Annotated in this window: 16 protein-coding genes; 12 read left to right on the top strand and 4 right to left on the bottom strand. The window is 71.2% G+C overall.

The annotated features are described in order from the left end of the window. Nucleotides 1-37 precede the first annotated feature (37 nt). The 12 genes from ACIBSW_RS29635 to ACIBSW_RS29580 all read left to right on the top strand — a co-directional run bounded on the left by ACIBSW_RS29635 (nt 38) and on the right by ACIBSW_RS29580 (nt 12554). Complete coding sequence (locus ACIBSW_RS29635; RefSeq protein WP_354724498.1) at nt 38-2056, top strand: beta-galactosidase; 2019 nt, start codon at nt 38-40, stop codon at nt 2054-2056. Next, a complete protein-coding gene (locus tag ACIBSW_RS29630) occupies nt 2053-2928 on the top strand; it encodes a sugar ABC transporter permease (RefSeq protein WP_354724496.1) in 876 nt (291 codons plus the stop codon). Before ACIBSW_RS29635 ends, ACIBSW_RS29630 begins: the two co-directional genes overlap by 4 nt. Next, a complete protein-coding gene (locus tag ACIBSW_RS29625) occupies nt 2925-3836 on the top strand; it encodes a carbohydrate ABC transporter permease (protein WP_354724494.1) in 912 nt (303 codons plus the stop codon). Before ACIBSW_RS29630 ends, ACIBSW_RS29625 begins: the two co-directional genes overlap by 4 nt. 34 nt (nt 3837-3870) lie before the next feature. Further along, nucleotides 3871-5199 (top strand): sugar ABC transporter substrate-binding protein, encoded by a 1329-nt coding sequence (locus tag ACIBSW_RS29620; protein WP_354724492.1) that lies wholly within the window; start codon nt 3871-3873, stop codon nt 5197-5199. Between the two features lie 157 nt (nt 5200-5356). Beyond that, on the top strand, nt 5357-6373 hold the full coding sequence (locus ACIBSW_RS29615) for a UDP-glucose--hexose-1-phosphate uridylyltransferase (protein ID WP_354724490.1): 1017 nt from the start codon (nt 5357-5359) through the stop codon (nt 6371-6373). Further along, nucleotides 6370-7572 carry a galactokinase gene (galK, locus tag ACIBSW_RS29610; protein ID WP_354724488.1) on the top strand — a complete coding sequence of 401 codons (1203 nt, stop codon included), beginning with the start codon at nt 6370-6372 and terminating at the stop codon, nt 7570-7572. The genes ACIBSW_RS29615 and galK overlap by 4 nt, the downstream gene beginning before the upstream one ends. Nucleotides 7573-7665: 93 nt before the next feature. Then, complete coding sequence (locus ACIBSW_RS29605) at nt 7666-8091, top strand: TOBE domain-containing protein (RefSeq protein WP_354724486.1); 426 nt, start codon at nt 7666-7668, stop codon at nt 8089-8091. Continuing rightward, nucleotides 8088-8864, top strand: a complete 777-nt coding sequence (modA, locus tag ACIBSW_RS29600; protein ID WP_354724484.1) for a molybdate ABC transporter substrate-binding protein — start codon at nt 8088-8090, stop codon at nt 8862-8864. The genes ACIBSW_RS29605 and modA overlap by 4 nt, the downstream gene beginning before the upstream one ends. A 2-nt stretch (nt 8865-8866) precedes the next feature. Beyond that, nucleotides 8867-9697: an ABC transporter permease gene (locus tag ACIBSW_RS29595; protein WP_354724482.1), complete on the top strand. Its 831-nt coding sequence runs from the start codon at nt 8867-8869 to the stop codon at nt 9695-9697. Next, nucleotides 9694-10773: an ABC transporter ATP-binding protein gene (locus ACIBSW_RS29590; protein WP_354724480.1), complete on the top strand. Its 1080-nt coding sequence runs from the start codon at nt 9694-9696 to the stop codon at nt 10771-10773. The genes ACIBSW_RS29595 and ACIBSW_RS29590 overlap by 4 nt, the downstream gene beginning before the upstream one ends. A 48-nt stretch (nt 10774-10821) precedes the next feature. Beyond that, nucleotides 10822-11586, top strand: coding sequence for a class I SAM-dependent methyltransferase (locus tag ACIBSW_RS29585; protein ID WP_354724478.1), 765 nt, complete (start codon nt 10822-10824; stop codon nt 11584-11586). 56 nt (nt 11587-11642) lie between these two features. After that, nucleotides 11643-12554, top strand: coding sequence for a MerR family transcriptional regulator (locus tag ACIBSW_RS29580; RefSeq protein ID WP_354724476.1), 912 nt, complete (start codon nt 11643-11645; stop codon nt 12552-12554). On the opposite strand, the gene ACIBSW_RS29575 is transcribed toward ACIBSW_RS29580, so the two are convergent. The 4 genes from ACIBSW_RS29575 to ACIBSW_RS29560 are packed head-to-tail and all read right to left on the bottom strand — an operon-like array spanning nt 12544 to nt 17112. Next, the gene (locus ACIBSW_RS29575) at nt 12544-14013 is read right to left on the bottom strand and encodes a GAF domain-containing protein (RefSeq protein ID WP_354724474.1); all 1470 of its coding nucleotides are present in this window, start codon (nt 14011-14013) and stop codon (nt 12544-12546) included. The two genes, ACIBSW_RS29580 and ACIBSW_RS29575, sit on opposite strands and share 11 nt — an antisense overlap. Next, on the bottom strand, nt 13931-14902 hold the full coding sequence (locus ACIBSW_RS29570) for a HEAT repeat domain-containing protein (protein WP_354724472.1): 972 nt from the start codon (nt 14900-14902) through the stop codon (nt 13931-13933). Before ACIBSW_RS29570 ends, ACIBSW_RS29575 begins: the two co-directional genes overlap by 83 nt. Further along, the gene (locus ACIBSW_RS29565) at nt 14895-16433 is read right to left on the bottom strand and encodes an MFS transporter (protein WP_354724470.1); all 1539 of its coding nucleotides are present in this window, start codon (nt 16431-16433) and stop codon (nt 14895-14897) included. Before ACIBSW_RS29565 ends, ACIBSW_RS29570 begins: the two co-directional genes overlap by 8 nt. Next, nucleotides 16423-17112: an LppX_LprAFG lipoprotein gene (locus ACIBSW_RS29560; protein WP_354724468.1), complete on the bottom strand. Its 690-nt coding sequence runs from the start codon at nt 17110-17112 to the stop codon at nt 16423-16425. Before ACIBSW_RS29560 ends, ACIBSW_RS29565 begins: the two co-directional genes overlap by 11 nt. Nucleotides 17113-17162 lie beyond the last annotated feature (50 nt).

The following is a 17162-nucleotide window of genomic DNA, read 5'->3' as shown; positions in this document are numbered from 1 at the left end:
CACGTGAACAGACCAGCTCTCCGGACGGACGTCAGTCATGCGCAAACCCGCTGTTCCACCTCGCGGCCCGCTGCCGCTGCCCGGCATCACGCTGGGCTGCGACTACAACCCGGAGCAGTGGCCCCGAGAGGTGTGGGACGCGGACGCGGCCTTGATGGCAGAGGCCGGCATCGATCTCGTGGCGATCAACATCTTCGGCTGGTCGTCCCTCGAGACCCGCGCCGGCGAGTACGCCTTCGACGACCTCGACGCCGTGATCGACCTGCTGCACGGCCACGGGATCCGGGTCAATCTGGGCACCGCGACCTCCTCGCCGCCGCCGTGGCTGACGACACGCCACCCGGAGATCCTGCCGGTGACCGCCGACGGAACCACCCGGTTCCCCGGCGGGCGCCAGGCCTGGTGCCCCAGCTCCCCGGTCTTCCGCCGGCATGCCCTGGCCCTGGTCGAGCAGGTCGCCAAGCGGTACGGCCGGCACCCCGGCGTGGCCCTGTGGCACGTCTCCAACGAGCTCGGCTGCCACAACGCGCTGTGCTACTGCGAGGTGAGCGCCGAGGCGTTCCGCGGCTGGCTCGCCGAGCGCTACGGCAGCATCGAGGCGTTGAACGCGGCCTGGGGAACCTCCTTCTGGAGCCAGCGCTACGGCGACTTCGCCGAGATCCAGCCGCCGAGGGCCGCGCTGTCGCACCGCAACCCGAGCCAGGTCCTGGACTTCCACCGCTTCAGCTCCGACGAACTGCTCGGCCACCACCGCGCCGAGGCCGAAGTGATCCGCCGGTACGCGACCACCCCGGTGACGACCAACTTCATGGTCACCGCGCACATCCGCAACCTCGACTACTGGTCGTGGGCGCCGCACGTCGACGTGATCGCCAACGACCACTACCTCGACCACCGCCTCGGCGATCCCACCGCCGAGCTGTCCTTCGCCGCCGACCTGACCCGTGGGCTGGCCGGCGGTGGCCCCTGGATGCTGATGGAACAGGCCGTGGGCGCCGTCAACTGGCAGCCGCACAACCTGGCGAAGTCACCGGCCCAGATGCTGCGCAACTCGCTGACCCACGTGGCCCGCGGCGCCGACTCGATCTGCTTCTTCCAGTGGCGGGCCTCCCCGCACGGCGCGGAGAAGTTCCACTCGGCGCTCATTCCGCACGCCGGCACCGACACCGTCGCCTGGCGTTCGGTGCTCGACCTGTCGGCCGTGCTGAAGCGGCTCGCCGAGGTCGCCGGCACCCGGGTGGTCGCCGACACCGCGCTGATCTTCAGCTGGCCGTCGTGGTGGGCCGCCGACGGCGACGGCAGCCCGTCCCAGGCGGTGCGCTACCTGGAACAGGTGCACGCCGTGTACAACGCCCTGCGGGAGTTGGGCGTCACCGTCGACATCGTCGCGCCGGGCGCCGACCTGAGCGGCTACCGCCTGGTCGCCGCCCCCTGCCTCTACGCCGTCTCCGACACCGACGCCGCGGTCCTCACCGACTACGTCGCCGGCGGCGGCCACGCCGTCGTCACGTTCTTCAGCGGCATCGCGGACGAGACCGATCGGATCCGGCTCGGCGGCTACCCCGGCGCGTTCCGCGACCTGCTCGGCATCACGGTCGAGGAGTTCTGCCCGCTCACGCCCGGCACCGCGCTCACGCTGACCAACGGCGAGCAGGCCGGCCTCTGGAGCGAACGGCTGCGGCTCACCACGGCCGAGGCGCTGGCGTGCTACCGCGACGGCCCGCTCCCGGGCGTACCGGCCGTCACCCGCAACGCCTTCGGCGCCGGCACGAGCCGGTACATCGCCACCGCCCTCGAACCGGACGCCCTGCGGCAGGTGCTGCGGGAGGCGGCCGAGGCCGCCGGCGTCACGGCCGGCGAGCCGTGCGACGACGGCTCGGTCGAGGTGGTGCGCCGCGCCGACGGCGACCGCCGGTACGTCTTCGTCGTCAACCACGGCACCGACGACATCGAGCTACCTGCGAACGGCCACGAACTCGTCGAGGACCGGCCCGTCGCCGGCCTGCTTCAGGTACCCGGCGGCCAGGTCCGCGTCGTCAGAGAGGTTGCCCGATGAGATCTCCCACCAAGCGCTACACCCGAGCGGTGATGTTCTTCGTCCTGCCGTTCGCGGTGCTGTTCGCGCTCTTCTATCTGATTCCGATCGGCTACGCGATCGTGCAGTCGCTCTTCGTCGTGGAGCGCACCGGCACGTTCGGCCCCGCCCGGGAGGTCTTCGGCGGCCTCGCCCAGTACCAGCGGGTCTTCTCCGACGGGCCGTTCTGGACGTCGGTGGCCCGGGTGCTGCTGTTCGGCGTCGTGCAGGTGCCGGTCATGCTCGGCCTCGCGCTGCTGTTCGCGCTGCTGCTGGACTCCGGGCTGGTCAAGGGGCGCCGGTTCTTCCGGCTCGCCTTCTTCCTCCCGTACGCGGTGCCCGGCGTCGTCGCCGCCATCATGTGGGGTTACCTGTACTCCCCGAACCTGTCGCCGTTCACCGCGGTCACCGCAAACCTCGACCTGCTCTCCGCCGACCTGGTGCTCTGGTCCATGGCTAACGTCGTGACCTGGGTCTTCGTCGGCTACAACATGCTGATCCTCTACTCGGCGCTGCTCGCCATCCCGCAGGAGATCTACGAGGCGGCCAAGCTCGACGGCGCCGGACCGATCCGCACCGCGATCTCCATCAAGGTGCCGCTCATCCTGCCGGCCCTCGTGCTCACCACGGTGTTCTCCATCATCGGCACGCTGCAGTTGCTGGCCGAGCCCCAGGTGTTCCGCAGCTTCAGCTCCGCGGTCAACAGCACCTACACGCCGAACCTGACCGTCTACTCCACCTCGGCGATCCCCAACTTCTCGCTCGCCGCGGCCTTCTCCGTCGTGCTCGCCCTGTCGATCTTCGTGCTGTCGTTCGCCTTCCTCAAGACCACCCAGCGCCGGGGGATCCGATGAGTGTCACCGTCACCACGCCGGTCCGCCGGCAGTCAGGCCCCCGCGTCGACGCCGGACGCCCGGCCGCGGTCCGCGACAGCCTGCTCTCCCGCACCGCCGCCATGGCCGTCATGGCCGTCGCGACCGCATACGTCCTCGTTCCGCTGTGGTGGCTGGTCGTCGGAGCCTCCAAGGACGAGAGCCAGCTGATCGACGGCAACCCGCTGTGGTTCAGCGACTTCCAGCTGTTCACCAACCTCAGCGACCTGTTCCAGTACCGCGACGGCCTGTTCCTGCAGTGGCTGCTCAACAGCGTCGCCTACACCGGCGGCGCGGCGCTGCTCGGCACGCTGTTCGCCGGCATGTGCGGCTACGCACTCGCCGTCTACCGGTTCCCGGGTCGCGAGATGTTGTTCAACATCGTCCTCGGCGGCGTGCTGGTGCCGGCGACCGCGCTGGCCCTGCCGCTGTTCCTCATGTTCAGCCAGCTCCACGCCGCGAACACGTTCTGGTCGGTCTTCCTGCCGAGCATCGTCAATCCGTTCGGCGTCTACCTCGCCCGCGTGTACGCCTCGGCCAGCGTGCCCAGCGACCTGCTCGAGGCGGCCCGGATCGACGGCGCCGGAGAGGTCCGCACGTTCTTCACCGTGTCCATTCGGCTCATGACGCCCGCCCTGATCACCATTTTCCTGTTCCATTTCGTCGCCATCTGGAACAACTTCCTCCTACCGCTGATCATGCTCGGCGACGAGCGGCTCTTTCCCGTCACCCTCGGGCTCTACACCTGGAATTCCCAGGTCGACCAGAATCCCCAGCTGCGCGGCCTGGTCCTCATCGGCGCACTGATGTCCATCGTGCCCGTGGTGCTCGTTTTCCTGTCCCTGCAACGTTTCTGGCGAGCCGGTCTCGGTACCGGTTCGCTCAAGTGATTCACCACCCGGTTACCGCAAAGGAAGTAGAACAATGCGTTCAAGGCTGCGTGCCTCCAGCATCATTCTGATATCCGCACTCGCCGCCGCCGCCTGTTCAGGCACGGAGACGGATGCGACGTCCGGTTCCGCCAAGTCGGCTTGCGCACCCACGCAGGGAAAGGTCGAACTGACCTTCACCTCGTGGATCCCGGAAATCCAGTCGGTCGTCGAGGCCTGGAATGCCAAGAACCCGAACGTCCAGGTCAAGGTCCAGACCGGGCCCGCCGGTAACGCCGGCACCTACCAGAACTTCTCCAACCAGCTGAAGGCCGGCAACGCCCCCGACCTGGGCCAGGTCGAGTACGACACGCTGCCCAGCTTCCGGGTCCAGGACGGCCTCACCGACCTCGGCGGCTGCGACATCGTCATGAAGGCCAAGGACCAGTTCGTCGAGTGGACCTGGAACCAGGTCAGCTTCGGCGAGCAGGGATCCGCCTTCGGCGTCCCGCAGGACGCGGGCCCGATGGCGATGTTCTACCGCAAGGACCTGTTCGAGAAGAACGGCATCAAGGTCCCGACGACCTGGCAGGAGTACGCCGACGCGGCGGCCAAGGTCAAGCAGACCGGCGGCTACATCACCAACTTCTCGCAGGTCGACATCAACCAGTTCGCCGGCATGGCCTGGCAGGCGGGCGGGCACTGGTTCGCCAACGACGGCAACGCCTGGTCGGTGACCTTCACCGACCCGGCCACCACCAAGGTCGCCGACTACTGGCAGGACCTGATCAACCGCAAGCTGGTCTCCGCGGTGCCGCCGTGGACCCCGGAGTGGAACAACGCCTACAACTCCGACAAGGCGTGGACCTGGGTCTCCGCCGTGTGGGGCGCCAACACCATCGCCACCGGCGCGCCGAAGACCGCCGGCAAGTGGGCGGTCGCCCCGATGCCGCAGTGGAACGCCGGCGAGGCCAGCGCCGGGAACTGGGGCGGCTCCAGCACGGTGGTCTTCAAGGGCTCCAAGCACCCCTACGAGGCCGCGCAGTTCGCGCTCTGGCTGAACACCTCCGAGGAGGCGCTCACCCTGCTGAACCAGAAGGCCAACCTGTACCCGGCCACCAAGGCCGGAGCCCAGCTGCCGGCGCTGAAGAAGGGCGTCGAGTTCTACGGCGGCCAGCCCATCTACGACGTCTTCGCCGAGGCGTCGGGTCAGGTGAAGCCCGACTTCGTCTGGGGACCCACCATGACCAAGACCTACACGGACGCCTCGGACGGCTTCAAGGCCGCCGTGTCCGGCAAGGGCACGCTGGGTGAGGCACTGAAGTCCGCCCAGGACTCGACGATCGCCACTCTCAAGTCGCAGTCCATCCCCGTCAAGGAATAACTCCTACTGCGCACACGACCAGCGCAGGGCGGGCACCCCCTCCCCCTGCGCGGGATGGATCCGGAGCCGGGCATCGCCCCGGCACACCAACGCCAGACGCGCTTGCCCGGCTCCGGATCGCCGCAGTCGCCACACCAGCACCTGATCGGACGTAGCCATGTTCACCAGTCCTCACCGCAGACTCAATCGCCTCACCGGCGAATGGCTGCTCGTCTCCCCGCACCGCACCGAGCGCCCCTGGCAGGGGCAGGTCGAGGACGTGGTGATCGAGCAACGCCCGCCACACGACCCCGACTGCTACCTCTGCCCCGGAAGCGTTCGGGCCCGCGGCGCCCGGACCCCGGACTACGCCGAGGCGTACGTGTTCGACAACGACTTCGCCGCGCTGCTGCCCGACTCGCCCACCGAGCGCCTCGACCACAAGGGACTGCTGGTCGCCGAGGGCGAACGTGGGATCTGCCGGGTGGTCTGCTACTCGCCGCGCCACGACCTGACGCTGGGCCAGATGCCGCCCGCCGCGATCCGCCGCGTCGTCGACACCTGGAGCGAGCAGTACACCGACCTCGCCGCCGTCGACTGGGTCCGCAACGTACTCGTCTTCGAGAACCGCGGCGCCATGATGGGCGCCAGCAACCCGCACCCGCACGGCCAGATCTGGGCCGACGAACTGATTCCGAACGAGGTCGTCAAGGAGCTGGACCAGCAACGCGGGTACGCCGAAGACGGCGGATGCCTGCTGTGTGACTACCTCGAGGTGGAGATCCAGGACGGCCGGCGCGTGGTCATCGAGAACGACCACTTCGTGGCGCTGGTCCCATTCTGGGCCGTCTGGCCGTTCGAAACGCTCGTGCTGCCCCGGGCGCACCACGGCGCCCTGCCGACGCTCGACCCGGCGCAGCGCGACGGCCTGGCCGACATCCTGGGCCGGCTGGCCCGCCGGTACGACAACCTGTTCGGGGTCAGCTTCCCGTACTCGATGGGCCTGCACCAGCAGCCCACCGACGGCGCGGACCATCCCGAATGGCACCTGCACGCGCACTTCTACCCGCCGCTGCTGCGCTCGGCCACCGTCCGGAAGTTCATGGTCGGCTACGAACTCCTGGGCCAGCCGCAACGCGACATCACCCCGGAGAGCGCCGCCCAGCGGCTCCGCGACCTGCCGGACCGCCGATGACACTCCGCGTGCCACCGTGGTTGCCGGACGCCGCCGCGGCCGGCGACCTCCCGCACCGATTCGAGCGGGCGTTCGGCGCCCCCGCCGACCTGATCGTGTACTCGCCCGGACGGATCAACATGCTCGGCGAGCACACCGACTACAACGACGGCTGGGCCCTGCCCGCCGCCCTCGACATCGGAACCGACATCGCGGTACGCCACCGGACGCACGGCCTGCTCCGCGTGCACGCCCTGCGGTTCGACGCGACGGACGAGAGGCCGCTCACCGACCTTCAACCCGGCGACGGACCGGAGTGGACCCGATACGTCCGCGGCTGCGCGGCGGTGCTGCGCGACGCCGGCCACCACCTAGACGGCGCCGACCTGATGATCGCCGGCGACCTCCCGCTCGGCTCCGGCCTGTCCTCCTCGGCCTCGCTCGAACTGGGCGTCCTCGCCGCCCTGCTGTCCCTGACCGGCGAAACCCCCGAGCCCACCGAACTGGCCCGCCTCGCTCAGCGCGTCGAGAACGAGATCGTCGGCGTGCACAGCGGCATCATGGACCAGCTCGCCGTCGCCTCCGGGGTCGCCGGGCACCTCCTGCTGATCGACTGCCGCAGCCTGGACGTCGACCCCGTGCCGCTGCCGGCCGACGTGCGCGTCCTCATCCTCGACAGCGCCGTCCCGCGTACCCTCGCCGGCTCCGCCTACAACCAGCGCCGAGCCGAATGCGAGTCCGCGCTGCGCACTCTCCGGACGGCCGACCCGACCGTCCGGGCGCTGCGGGACGTGACGGAGGACCTGCTCACCCTCCAGCAGAGCCGCCTTGATCCGGTGGAGTTCAAACGTGCCCGCCACGTCGTCACCGAGAACCGGCGCGTCCTCGACGGCGTCACCGCCCTACGACGAGGCGCCGTCGACGAGTTCGGCCGCCTGATGAACCTGTCCCACGCCAGCCTCCGCGACGACTACCAGGTCAGCGCCCCCGAACTCGACACGCTCGTGGACATCGCCACCCGGACGCCCGGCGTCCTGGGCGCCCGGCTGACCGGCGCAGGCTTCGGCGGCTGCGCCGTCGCCCTGGCCACCGCCGCCGCCGCCGAGGACGCCGCCGCGGCGATCGCCGCCCAGTACCGACAGGCAACCGACCGACCCGGCACCGCGTCAATCTGCATCCCGAGCGCCGGCACCCACGTCGGACCACGGATGACGCCGTGATGCAGATGCTGGCCGACGAAGCGCCGCACCCTGGTTTCCACCAGGAAGGATGACTCTTTTACCTCGGATATGCCAGGACGTAGAGTGTGCGTCGTGACGGACTTTCGGATCGGTGAGGCCGCCGAGCTGCTCGGCGTCAGCGTCGACACCATGCGCCGCTGGGTCGACGCCGGCCGGTTGCCCGCCACCCGCGACGAGCACGGCCACCGCACGATCACCGGCCCCGACCTGGCCGCGTACGCGCAGACGCTGGCCGGCGAGGCCGACCCGACGGACTCCTCGTCGGCCCGTAACCGGCTGCGGGGCATCGTCACCGCCGTGGTCAAGGACACGGTGATGGCGCAGGTGGACATCCAGGCCGGCCCGTTCCGGGTGGTCTCCCTGATGAGCCGTGAGGCCGTCGACGACCTGGACCTGCAGGTCGGCTCCGTGGCCGTCGCGGTGATCAAGTCGACCAACGTCGTGGTGGAGAGGCCGTCATCGGCTCCCGGTGGCAGCAAGGGGAGGAACCAACAGTGAGACTCCGCAACGCCCTGGCCGCACTCGCCGTCTCGGGCCTACTCATATCGACCGGCTGCGGCGACAGCACCGACGGCAGCCCCGGCGCGGCCGGCGTCACCGGCGACATCACCGTGTTCGCCCCGGCGTCGTTGACCGAGTCGTTCACCACCATCGGCAAGGACTTCGAGGCCGCCAACCCGGGTACGAAGGTCGTCTTCAACTTCGCCGGCAGCTCGGCCCTGGCCACCCAGATCAACCAGGGTGCACCGGCCGACGTGTTCGCCTCCGCCTCGCCGGCCACCATGAAGACCGTCACCGACGCCGGCAACGCCGAGGGCGCCCCCACCACGTTCGTCAAGAATCAGCTGGTCATCGCCGTGCCCGAGGGCAACCCCAAGGGCGTCAAGGGCCTTGCCGATCTGACCGGGCCCGGGGTGAAGGTCGCGTTGTGCGCCGAGCAGGTGCCCTGCGGCGCGGCGGCGACCAAGGCCCTCGCCGCCGCCGGGGTGAAGATCACCCCGGTGACCCTGGAGCAGGACGTCAAGGCGGCGCTGTCCAAGGTGAAGCTCGGCGAGGTCGACGCCGCGCTGGTGTACCGGACCGATGCGAAGGCCTCGGACGCCGACGTGGACGGCATCGAGTTCCCCGAGTCGGCCGGAGCGATCAACGAATATCCGATCGTGGTGTTGAAGAACGCCCCGAACAAGGCCGGCGGGCAGGCGTTCGTCGCCTACGTGCAGTCGGACAAGGCCAGGACCGTCCTCACCACGGCCGGGTTCCAAGCGCCGTAACCATGACCCTCGACAGCGACCGCCCCGCCGCGGCGGGGCCCCGGCGGGCTCGCCGCCAGCGCGTCCCGATCGCGCTGCTGGTGCCCGCCGGCCTCGGCCTGGCGTTCCTGGTCCTGCCCCTGGCCGGGCTGCTCATCCGGGTGCCGTGGGCCACCCTGCCGCAGCGCCTGGCCGAACCCGGCGTGCTCACCGCGCTGCGGCTGTCGCTGCAGACCGCCACCCTGGCCACACTGCTCTGCCTCGCCCTCGGCGTGCCCCTCGCCTGGCTGCTCGCCCGGGTCGACTTCCCCGGCCGCCGGCTCGTACGGGCCCTGGTCACCGTCCCGCTCGTGCTGCCGCCGGTCGTCGGCGGCATCGCCCTGCTGCTGGTCTTCGGCCGCCGAGGCCTCCTCGGCTCCTGGCTCGACCAGGCGTTCGGCATCACCCTGCCGTTCACCACCGCCGGCGTCGTCATCGCCGAGGCCTTCGTCGCCATGCCCTTCCTCATCATCGCCGTCGAAGGGGCACTCCGCGGCGCCGACACCCGCTACGAGGAGGCCGCCGCCACCCTCGGCGCCCGCCGCTGGACCACCTTCACCCACGTCACCCTGCCCCTGGTCGCACCCGGCGTCGCCGCCGGCGCCGTACTGTGCTGGGCCCGCGCCCTCGGCGAGTTCGGCGCCACCATCACCTTCGCCGGCAACTTCCCCGGCGTCACCCAGACCATGCCCCTCGCGGTGTACCTCGCCCTCGAGACCGACCTGGACGCCGCGATCGTGCTCAGCCTGATCCTGCTCATCGTCTCCGTCACCATCCTCGCCGCGCTCCGCGACAAATGGATCACCAGCCCATGACCCCGGTCGCCGGCCCGGCGGCGCTCGACGCCCACCTCGTCGTCGACCGCGGCACCTTCCGCCTCGACATCGAGCTGCGCATCGCCGCCGGCGAGGTCGTCGCCCTGCTCGGCCCCAACGGCGCCGGCAAGACCACCGCCCTGCGCGCCCTCGCCGGCCTCGAAGCGCTCACCGCCGGCCACGTCCGGCTCGCCGGCCACGACCTCGACCGGCCCGACACCCGGCGGTGGACACCCACCGAACGACGACCGATCGGCGTGGTCTTCCAGGACTACCTGCTCTTCCCGCACCTCACCGCGCTGGACAACGTCGCGTTCGGCCCCCGCCGACACGGCACCGACCGGCGCCGGGCGCGCGAGCAGGCCGCCGACTGGCTCGCCCGCGTCGGGCTCACCGAACACGCCGCGCGCAAACCCCGCCAGCTCTCCGGCGGGCAGGCCCAGCGGGTCGCGCTCGCCCGCGCCCTGGCCGTGCACCCCGCCCTGCTGCTGCTCGACGAGCCACTCGCCGCGCTGGACGCCCGCACCCGGCTGGACACCCGCGCCGAACTGCACCGCCACCTCGCCGAACACCCCGGCGCCACCCTGCTGGTCACCCACGACCCGCTCGACGCCCTGGTGCTCGCCGACCGGCTCGTCATCATCGAGAACGGCCGCCTGGTGCAGGAGGGCGACGCCGCCACCATCACCGCCCGGCCCCGCACCGACTACGTCGCCCGCCTCGTCGGCCTCAACCTCTACCGCGGCCACGCCGACGGCCACACCGTCCGCGTCGGCGACGGCTTCACCCTCACCACCACCGACCGCCTCGACGGCGACGCCTTCGTCGCGTTCCCGCCGACAGCCGTCGCCCTGCACCCGCACCGCCCCGAGGGCAGCCCCCGCAACACCTGGCCCGCCACCATCACCGGCGTGCAACGCCACGGCGACAACCTGCGCGTCCAGCTCGACGGCCCGATCATCGTCGCCGCCGACATCACCCCGGCCGCCGCAGCGCACCTGCACATCGCCCCCGGCCAGACCGTGTGGGCCGCCGTCAAAGCCACCGAAACCCACGCCTACCCCGCCGCCGGCTAGCGCGTCGGCCTTGACCTGTACCCGGGGGTGCGGGTTTAGCGTCAGCGCATGATCAAGGCACCGAGTGGCGACGTCGACTACGAGACGGACGGCCACGGATACGCGCTACAACGGCGCCCCGATCCGCGGATCGCGGCGATGATCCACACGGCGTTGGGTGAGGCCCGGACGGTCCTGAACGTGGGGGCCGGTGCCGGCTCCTATGAGCCCGCCGACCGGTACGTCATCGCGGTCGAGCCGTCCGCCCGGATGCGCGCCCAGCGTCCCGCGACCGCGGCCCCTGCCCTGGACGCCACCGCCGAGCGGCTGCCGTTCGACGACGACAGCTTCGACGCGGTGATGGCCACCGTCACCGTGCACCAGTGGTCGGACACCGCTCGCGGCCTGGCCGAAATGCGCCGGGTCGCCCGCGGCCCGGTGTTGGTGCTGACGGGCGACGGCGACGCCCTCGACCGGCTCTGGCTGGCCGAGTACGCCCCGGAACTCATCGCCGCGGAACGCCGCCGCTATCCGTCGATCGCCGGCATCGCGGCCGCGGTCGGATCCCATGCCGAGATCATCGAGGTGCCGGTCCCGATCGACTGCGTCGACGGCTTCACCGAGGCCTACTACGCCCGCCCCGAGCGCTTCCTCGACGAACGGGTCCGGGCCGCGCAGTCCGCATGGGGCTTCGTCGACGAGGCCGCCACCACCCGCGCCGTCGACCGGCTGCGCGCCGACCTCGACTCCGGCGCCTGGGACGCCCGCCACGGTCACCTCCGTACCCAGCCGACGTTCACCGGGTCGATGCGCCTGATCGTGGGCCGGCCGTGACCGACGTCCGCCGATGCCTGCGCCCGTACCCATGGGTCCGGGTTTAGGGTCGCGGCATGCGAGTGGGGGAACTGGCGCGCCGGACCGGGACCACCGTCCGCGCCCTGCGGTACTACGAGGCGGCCGGGTTGGTCGTGCCGCGACGCCTCGGCAACGGCTACCGCGAGTACGACCCGATCGCGGTACGCCTCGTCGACCAGATTCGCGAGCTGATGGCGCTCGGCCTCAGCGTCGAGGAGACCCGCCCCTTCGTCGAGTCGATCGCCGACGGAGCCGACGACGCCCACGTCTGCGCCGCGGCGCTCGCGACATACCGCAGCACCATCACCGGCCTGCAAGAACGCATCGGCCAGCTGACCGCCCAACGCGACGCCCTCGACGCCCGCCTCGACGCCGCCGCGAGTCGCGTGATCACCGCCGGGCCGGCCGCCGGCGCGGACCCAGGCAGCCTCATCGGCAGAGCGATGCCGTCCCTCGACTTCTACGCCACCGACGGTCGACCCGTCGACCTCGCCGCGCTCGGCCCCGGACGCAGCGTCATCTTCGTCTACCCGCTCACCGGCCGGCCCGGCGTAGACCTGCCCAACGGCCTGCTGGAAATCCACGGCGCGCGAGCCAGCACCGAACAGGCCGCCTGGTTCCGCGACCACCACACGGAAATCCTCACTGCCGGGGCGGCGCGCGTCTACGGGCTGTCCGCGCAGTCGACCGGCTACCAACGCGAACTCGTGCACCGGCTCCGGCTGCCGTACCCGCTGATCCCCGACCCCAAGCTCACCCTGGCCGCCAAGCTCGGCCTACCCACTTCCACCGCAGCCGACATGACCTTGTACGACCGGCTGACGCTGGTCGTCAGCGACAACACGATCGAGCACGTGTTCCACCCGATCCCCGCCCCCGCGCCGCACCCGCTGGACGTGATGCGCTGGCTCACCAAACGACGCCAGGCGAACCAGGTCAGCGGTTGACGTAGGCGGCCAGGCCGCCCAGCGCTTCGCTGGCGATGAACACCGAACGCACGCTGATGATCGCTTCCTCGACGTGGGCGGCGCAGCCCCAGGCCGCGTCGCCCCACGAGTCGGCGACCTTGATCTCGGCCGGTTCGGCGCAGCCGGCGGTGCCACCGAGCTGGCAGCGTTCCGGGTGTGGCACGGCCGACTGGGCAGCCGCGGCGGCGCGCATCTGGGCGGCGAGCTCCGCCGCGGCGGTGGCGCGCTGCTCGGCCTCGGCACGTAGTTCCCGCTCCGCGCGGACCGCCTCGGCCAGCTCGTCATGCGCGAGCCTGGCGCGTGCCTCGGCGGCCGCCTTCGCCTGTTCGATGTGGTGGCGCTCGATCGCCAGGGCCGCGGTGTCGGCGAAGACCCGGGCGAGCGCGAAGTCGGCGTCCTGCGGGACGCGCGGAGCACGGTGATACATGGCGAACGTGCCCAGCAGGTCACCGTCGCGGGCCAGGATCGGCGTGGACCAGCAGGCGCCGAGCCCGGCCCGGCCGGCCAGGTCCCGGAAGTCGGCCCAGAACGGGTCGGTGGCGATGCCGGTGACGATCACCGGTTCCCGCCGGTGGGCGGCCGTGCCGCACGACCCGACGCCCTCACCGGTGGCGATCCCGTCGATCGCCTCGTTGTAGAAATCGGGCAGGCTGGGTGCCGCGCCGTGACGCAGATGCCGACCGTCGGGATCGGCCAGCAGAACCGAGACGAGAACCTCCTGCCGGGCGAGGTTCTCGATGCACCGGGCCATACCGTCCAGCACCTCGGGCAGCGGCGCCTGACGGGCGATCTGCTCCAACAGCGCACGATGCTCGGCCATCAACCGCTGGGCGTGCTCGACCTGGGTGGTCTCTACCCCGATCAGGTGGATCCCGGTGACCTCACCGTCGGCATCGTGGCGCGGCTCACAGGTGAGGTCGAAGAATGCCTCGCCGGCACCGAGAACGACCCGGGCATTGCGGCCGGCGTACGGCTCCCCGGTGCGAAAGACCTGATCGAGCAGGGTGATGAAGCCCTGCTCTGCCAGTTCAGGCGCAAGATCCGCGAGCCTGGCTCCAGGACCATCCGGCCGCCCGCCGACGGCGGCGAAGAACGCGGGGTTCGCCGTCTCCACCAGATGCTCCGGGCCGGCCAGCAACGCGAAGACGACCGACGACTCCCCGAACAACGGGCGCAGATCCTCCGCCGTTCCCGAAACAGCTCGACGCACGGTAGCCGTCCGATCGCTGGAAACCGGCGTCATGCTGGTGATCCGCCTCTCGCCCGTGAAAAAGGACGCCTGAGCAGAGCCCGACGCCGCCGGGGGCAGCCTATCCGGATGACGGCTGAGCTGCTCAACTGCGGCAGCAGAGCGGTCAGTCCGACCAAGGGCCGGACGGGAGGGTGTGCTTGTCCTCGAGGCGGTCCAGCGTGTAGGCCGCGACCGCTGCGATGTCACCGTCCAGGAACGGCAGATGCGGCACCGGGGCCGGCGCCTCGGTCGCGGCCTCGACGTCGGCCAGGATGTCCGGGCCCGGGTGGTTGAGCAGCTGGGCCAAACTGATCGCGGTGGCCCAGCGCTCGGCCAGGTTCGTCGCGCCCTCCCAGCGGGCGGTGATCGCCGCCGCGGCGGCCGGGTCCTCGGTGCCGCGGGCGCAGATGCCGGCCGCCATCGCCGCGGCCGACGCCACGATCGGGTCCTCCTCGCCGATCACCCGGATCAGCGCCGGGACCACCGACGCCGCGTCCTCCGGGAAGTACGCCAACAGCTGGGCGGCGTAGATCCGGGTACCGAGGTGGTCGGCGGACAGTGCCTGGATGTAGGCAGGCACACCAGCACGCACGGCGTCGTAGGCCTCGACGTCCCAGCGCTCGGCCAGCCGGTCCCGTTCGACGTTCGCGTGGCGGGCACGCTGTTCCCGCGCGGCGTGCTCCTGCGGATCCTTGGCGGAGGCGACCCAGGCGGCCTCCTCCGCTTCCAGCTCCTCGACGGTCAAGGCGGCTTTGCGCACGCTTTCCCGCCGCCGGTGCGCGTAGTCCGGCCGGTCGTTGAGCGTGTACTCCTCGTCCCCGATGGCGATATGCAACAGAACCTGGCAGGCGGCGAACCGGTCGGGCGCCTGCGAGTCGGCCACCACGTCGATGAGGAACGGCGCCGCCACGGCCGAGGCGGGGTACCGGGAACCCTGGTGCACGAAGCGATCGGAGAGGTACCTGTAGCCGAGCAGCCGCCGCTGCGGGTCGGTGGACCAGATGGCGTTCAGGGCGACGGGAACTTCCTCGGGCGGGCCGTACACCTCGAGCGAGGCCCAATCGACGGACTCTGCATCGCTACGACGTTCAGGCATGCGCAACACCCGCGGTGGTTCGCTTGCCGCCCAGCAGCAGGCCGAGCAGGGCACCGACTACGCAGAGGCCGGCCGTGAACAGGAAAATCTCCTGGTACTCGGTCTGCAGGGCGGCCTTGACCGCCACGTCGTAGACGGCGAGCCGGGCCTGGTATTCGGCAGGGTCGACGCCGAACGGCAGCGGGGTGTCGAGGGTCGCGGTCAGCTCCCGGAAGCGGTGCAGGCCCCACGCGGTGAGCGCGGCGACGCCGAGCAGCATGCCGACCATCCGGGACACGACCGCGGCGGCGGAGGCCACGCCGTGCCGGTCCGGGGGCGTCACGCGCAGCACGGCCGCGGCGAGCGGCGCGATGACCAGGCCGAGGCCGAGGCCCGCGATGGCGAGGTCGGTGTCGAGGCGGGGCAGGATTCCGGCGTACCGGGTGGCGAGCACGTCGGCCGGCCAGTACGCGATCAGTCCGTACCCGAAAGCGGCCGTGAGCAGGCCGACCAGGGTGACCAGACGCTCGCTCAGGCGGGCGAGCAACGCGCCGCCGAGCACGGCGCCGATCGGCAGGGCGATCAGGAAGCGGGTGAGCAGCAGCGTGCCACCGAACGCGTCCTTGCCGAGCAGCGTCTGCGCGACCAGCTGGACGTCGACGAGCGTCACCATCAGGGCGGCGCCGGTGCAGAAACTCGCGCCGAGCGCGGCGAGAAAAGGCGCCATGCGCACGCCCGCCGGATCGAACAGCTTGGTCCGGGCCCGGCTTTCCCACAAACCGAAGATCACGAGTACGGCGACAGCCGCGCCGAGGGTGGCGGGCCCCCACGACGGCAGCACCGCGCGCTCGGGATCCGGGTTGTAGAGACCCACGACGAGCAGGGACAGACCGGCCGCGAGCAGGATGCCGCCGAGCACGTCGACGCCGGGACGGTGCGGCCGGGCGGCGGTCTCGCGGGGCAGCGCGAACAGTACGGCGACGGCGGCCAGCGCCGCCAGCGGGATGTTGATCCAGAAGATGCCCCGCCAGCCGATCAGCGCGGCGACCGCGCCGCCGTAGATCGGGCCGAGCACGCTGCCCAGTTCCTGCGCGGCGCCGACCCCGCCGAGGGCGACCGCGCGGCGGTGCTGCGCGGTCCAGAGGTCGCCGGCCAGGGCCATGGTCACCGGCAGCAGCGCCCCGCCGGCCAGCCCCTGCAGCACGCGGCCGGCCACCAGCCAGTGGAGCGACTCGCCCGAGGCGGCGGTCACCGCCGAACCCACGGCGAAGCCGGCCAGGCAGGCGACGATGACCGCGCGGCGGCCGAACCGGTCGGAGAGCGAGCCGAGCAGCGGCATACCGGCCACGTACCCGAGCAGGTAGCCGGTCACGATCGGCGTGGCGCGCTCGAGCCGGTTCAGCGGGATGTGCACGTCGCCGAGGATGTCGGTCAGAACGGTCACCACGACGTACGCGTCGAGGGCCGCGAGCAGAACGGTGGCGCCACCGACGCTGATCGCCAGGCGCCGCCGTGCCGCTGCCGGCGCGGCGTCGGTGGTGCTAGGGGGCACTGATCGTCACCGGTGCGTCGAACTCCTTGAACGTCACCGTCACCGTGCCGCCCGACATGGTGAAGGTCGCCTTGAGCAGGCGCTTGTCGGCGTCAGCGATCCACAGTTTGGCCGTGATGTTGCCGGTCGAGCCGGGGATCAGCGCGGCCAGGGCGGTGCCGGTCGTGTTGACCGCGACGCGCCAGGCGTCCTTGCCGTCGACCGGCTCCGACGCCTCGGTGGTGGCGCCGGTCGCCGTTTCGAGCACCTTCGTGATGCCACGGTCGGGGTCGAGGATGGCCGACGGGTCGTAGACGGTGGCCGCCAACGTGAGCGGCAGCGTCTGGTATCCACCGGTCGGGCCCTTCAGATAGAGCTTGTCGCCGACGATCACGAACTCCAGCTCGACGAGGCTGCCGGCCTGCTCGACCTGAGCAGTGCCCTTGGCGCTGCCTTCCCTGGTCAGCGTGCCCTCGGCGCGGCGCAGGCCGAGCCCGGCGATCTCACCGTCGGCGGTGATCAGGAACTGGGCGGTCTTGATCTCACGCATCGCCGCGGCGGACTCTTTCACCAGCGTTTCGCCGGCCGGCAGACTGACCGCCGCCGCCTCACCTCCGCCGTTCTCGGCCTTGTCGGGGGTGCACGCGACCAGCGAGAACAGGACGGCAGACAGCGCGAGGGCGGGGCGGAGTCGGAACATACCGCGAATGCTAGACGGGCACGCAAGTCGTGTCGGTCACGCCGAGGCCT

Origin of the sequence: Actinoplanes sp. NPDC049668 (assembly GCF_044465445.1) — a bacterium.
GTDB lineage: Bacteria > Actinomycetota > Actinomycetes > Mycobacteriales > Micromonosporaceae > Actinoplanes.
The sequence above is the reverse complement of the archived record's forward strand: the minus strand, read 5'-3'. Positions and strand labels throughout refer to the sequence as shown.

Excerpts from the sequence above, each read along its gene's own strand:
- ACIBSW_RS29635 (WP_354724498.1), top strand. The coding sequence starts at position 38 with ATGCGCAAACCCGCTGTTCCACCTCGCGGCCCGCTGCCGCTGCCCGGC.
- ACIBSW_RS29630 (WP_354724496.1), top strand. The coding sequence starts at position 2,053 with ATGAGATCTCCCACCAAGCGCTACACCCGAGCGGTGATGTTCTTCGTC.
- ACIBSW_RS29625 (WP_354724494.1), top strand. The coding sequence starts at position 2,925 with ATGAGTGTCACCGTCACCACGCCGGTCCGCCGGCAGTCAGGCCCCCGC.
- ACIBSW_RS29620 (WP_354724492.1), top strand. The coding sequence starts at position 3,871 with ATGCGTTCAAGGCTGCGTGCCTCCAGCATCATTCTGATATCCGCACTC.
- ACIBSW_RS29615 (WP_354724490.1), top strand. The coding sequence starts at position 5,357 with ATGTTCACCAGTCCTCACCGCAGACTCAATCGCCTCACCGGCGAATGG.
- galK (WP_354724488.1), top strand. The coding sequence starts at position 6,370 with ATGACACTCCGCGTGCCACCGTGGTTGCCGGACGCCGCCGCGGCCGGC.
- ACIBSW_RS29595 (WP_354724482.1), top strand. The coding sequence starts at position 8,867 with ATGACCCTCGACAGCGACCGCCCCGCCGCGGCGGGGCCCCGGCGGGCT.
- ACIBSW_RS29590 (WP_354724480.1), top strand. The coding sequence starts at position 9,694 with ATGACCCCGGTCGCCGGCCCGGCGGCGCTCGACGCCCACCTCGTCGTC.
- ACIBSW_RS29585 (WP_354724478.1), top strand. The coding sequence starts at position 10,822 with ATGATCAAGGCACCGAGTGGCGACGTCGACTACGAGACGGACGGCCAC.
- ACIBSW_RS29580 (WP_354724476.1), top strand. The coding sequence starts at position 11,643 with ATGCGAGTGGGGGAACTGGCGCGCCGGACCGGGACCACCGTCCGCGCC.
- ACIBSW_RS29570 (WP_354724472.1), bottom strand. The coding sequence starts at position 14,902 with ATGCCTGAACGTCGTAGCGATGCAGAGTCCGTCGATTGGGCCTCGCTC.
- ACIBSW_RS29560 (WP_354724468.1), bottom strand. The coding sequence starts at position 17,112 with ATGTTCCGACTCCGCCCCGCCCTCGCGCTGTCTGCCGTCCTGTTCTCG.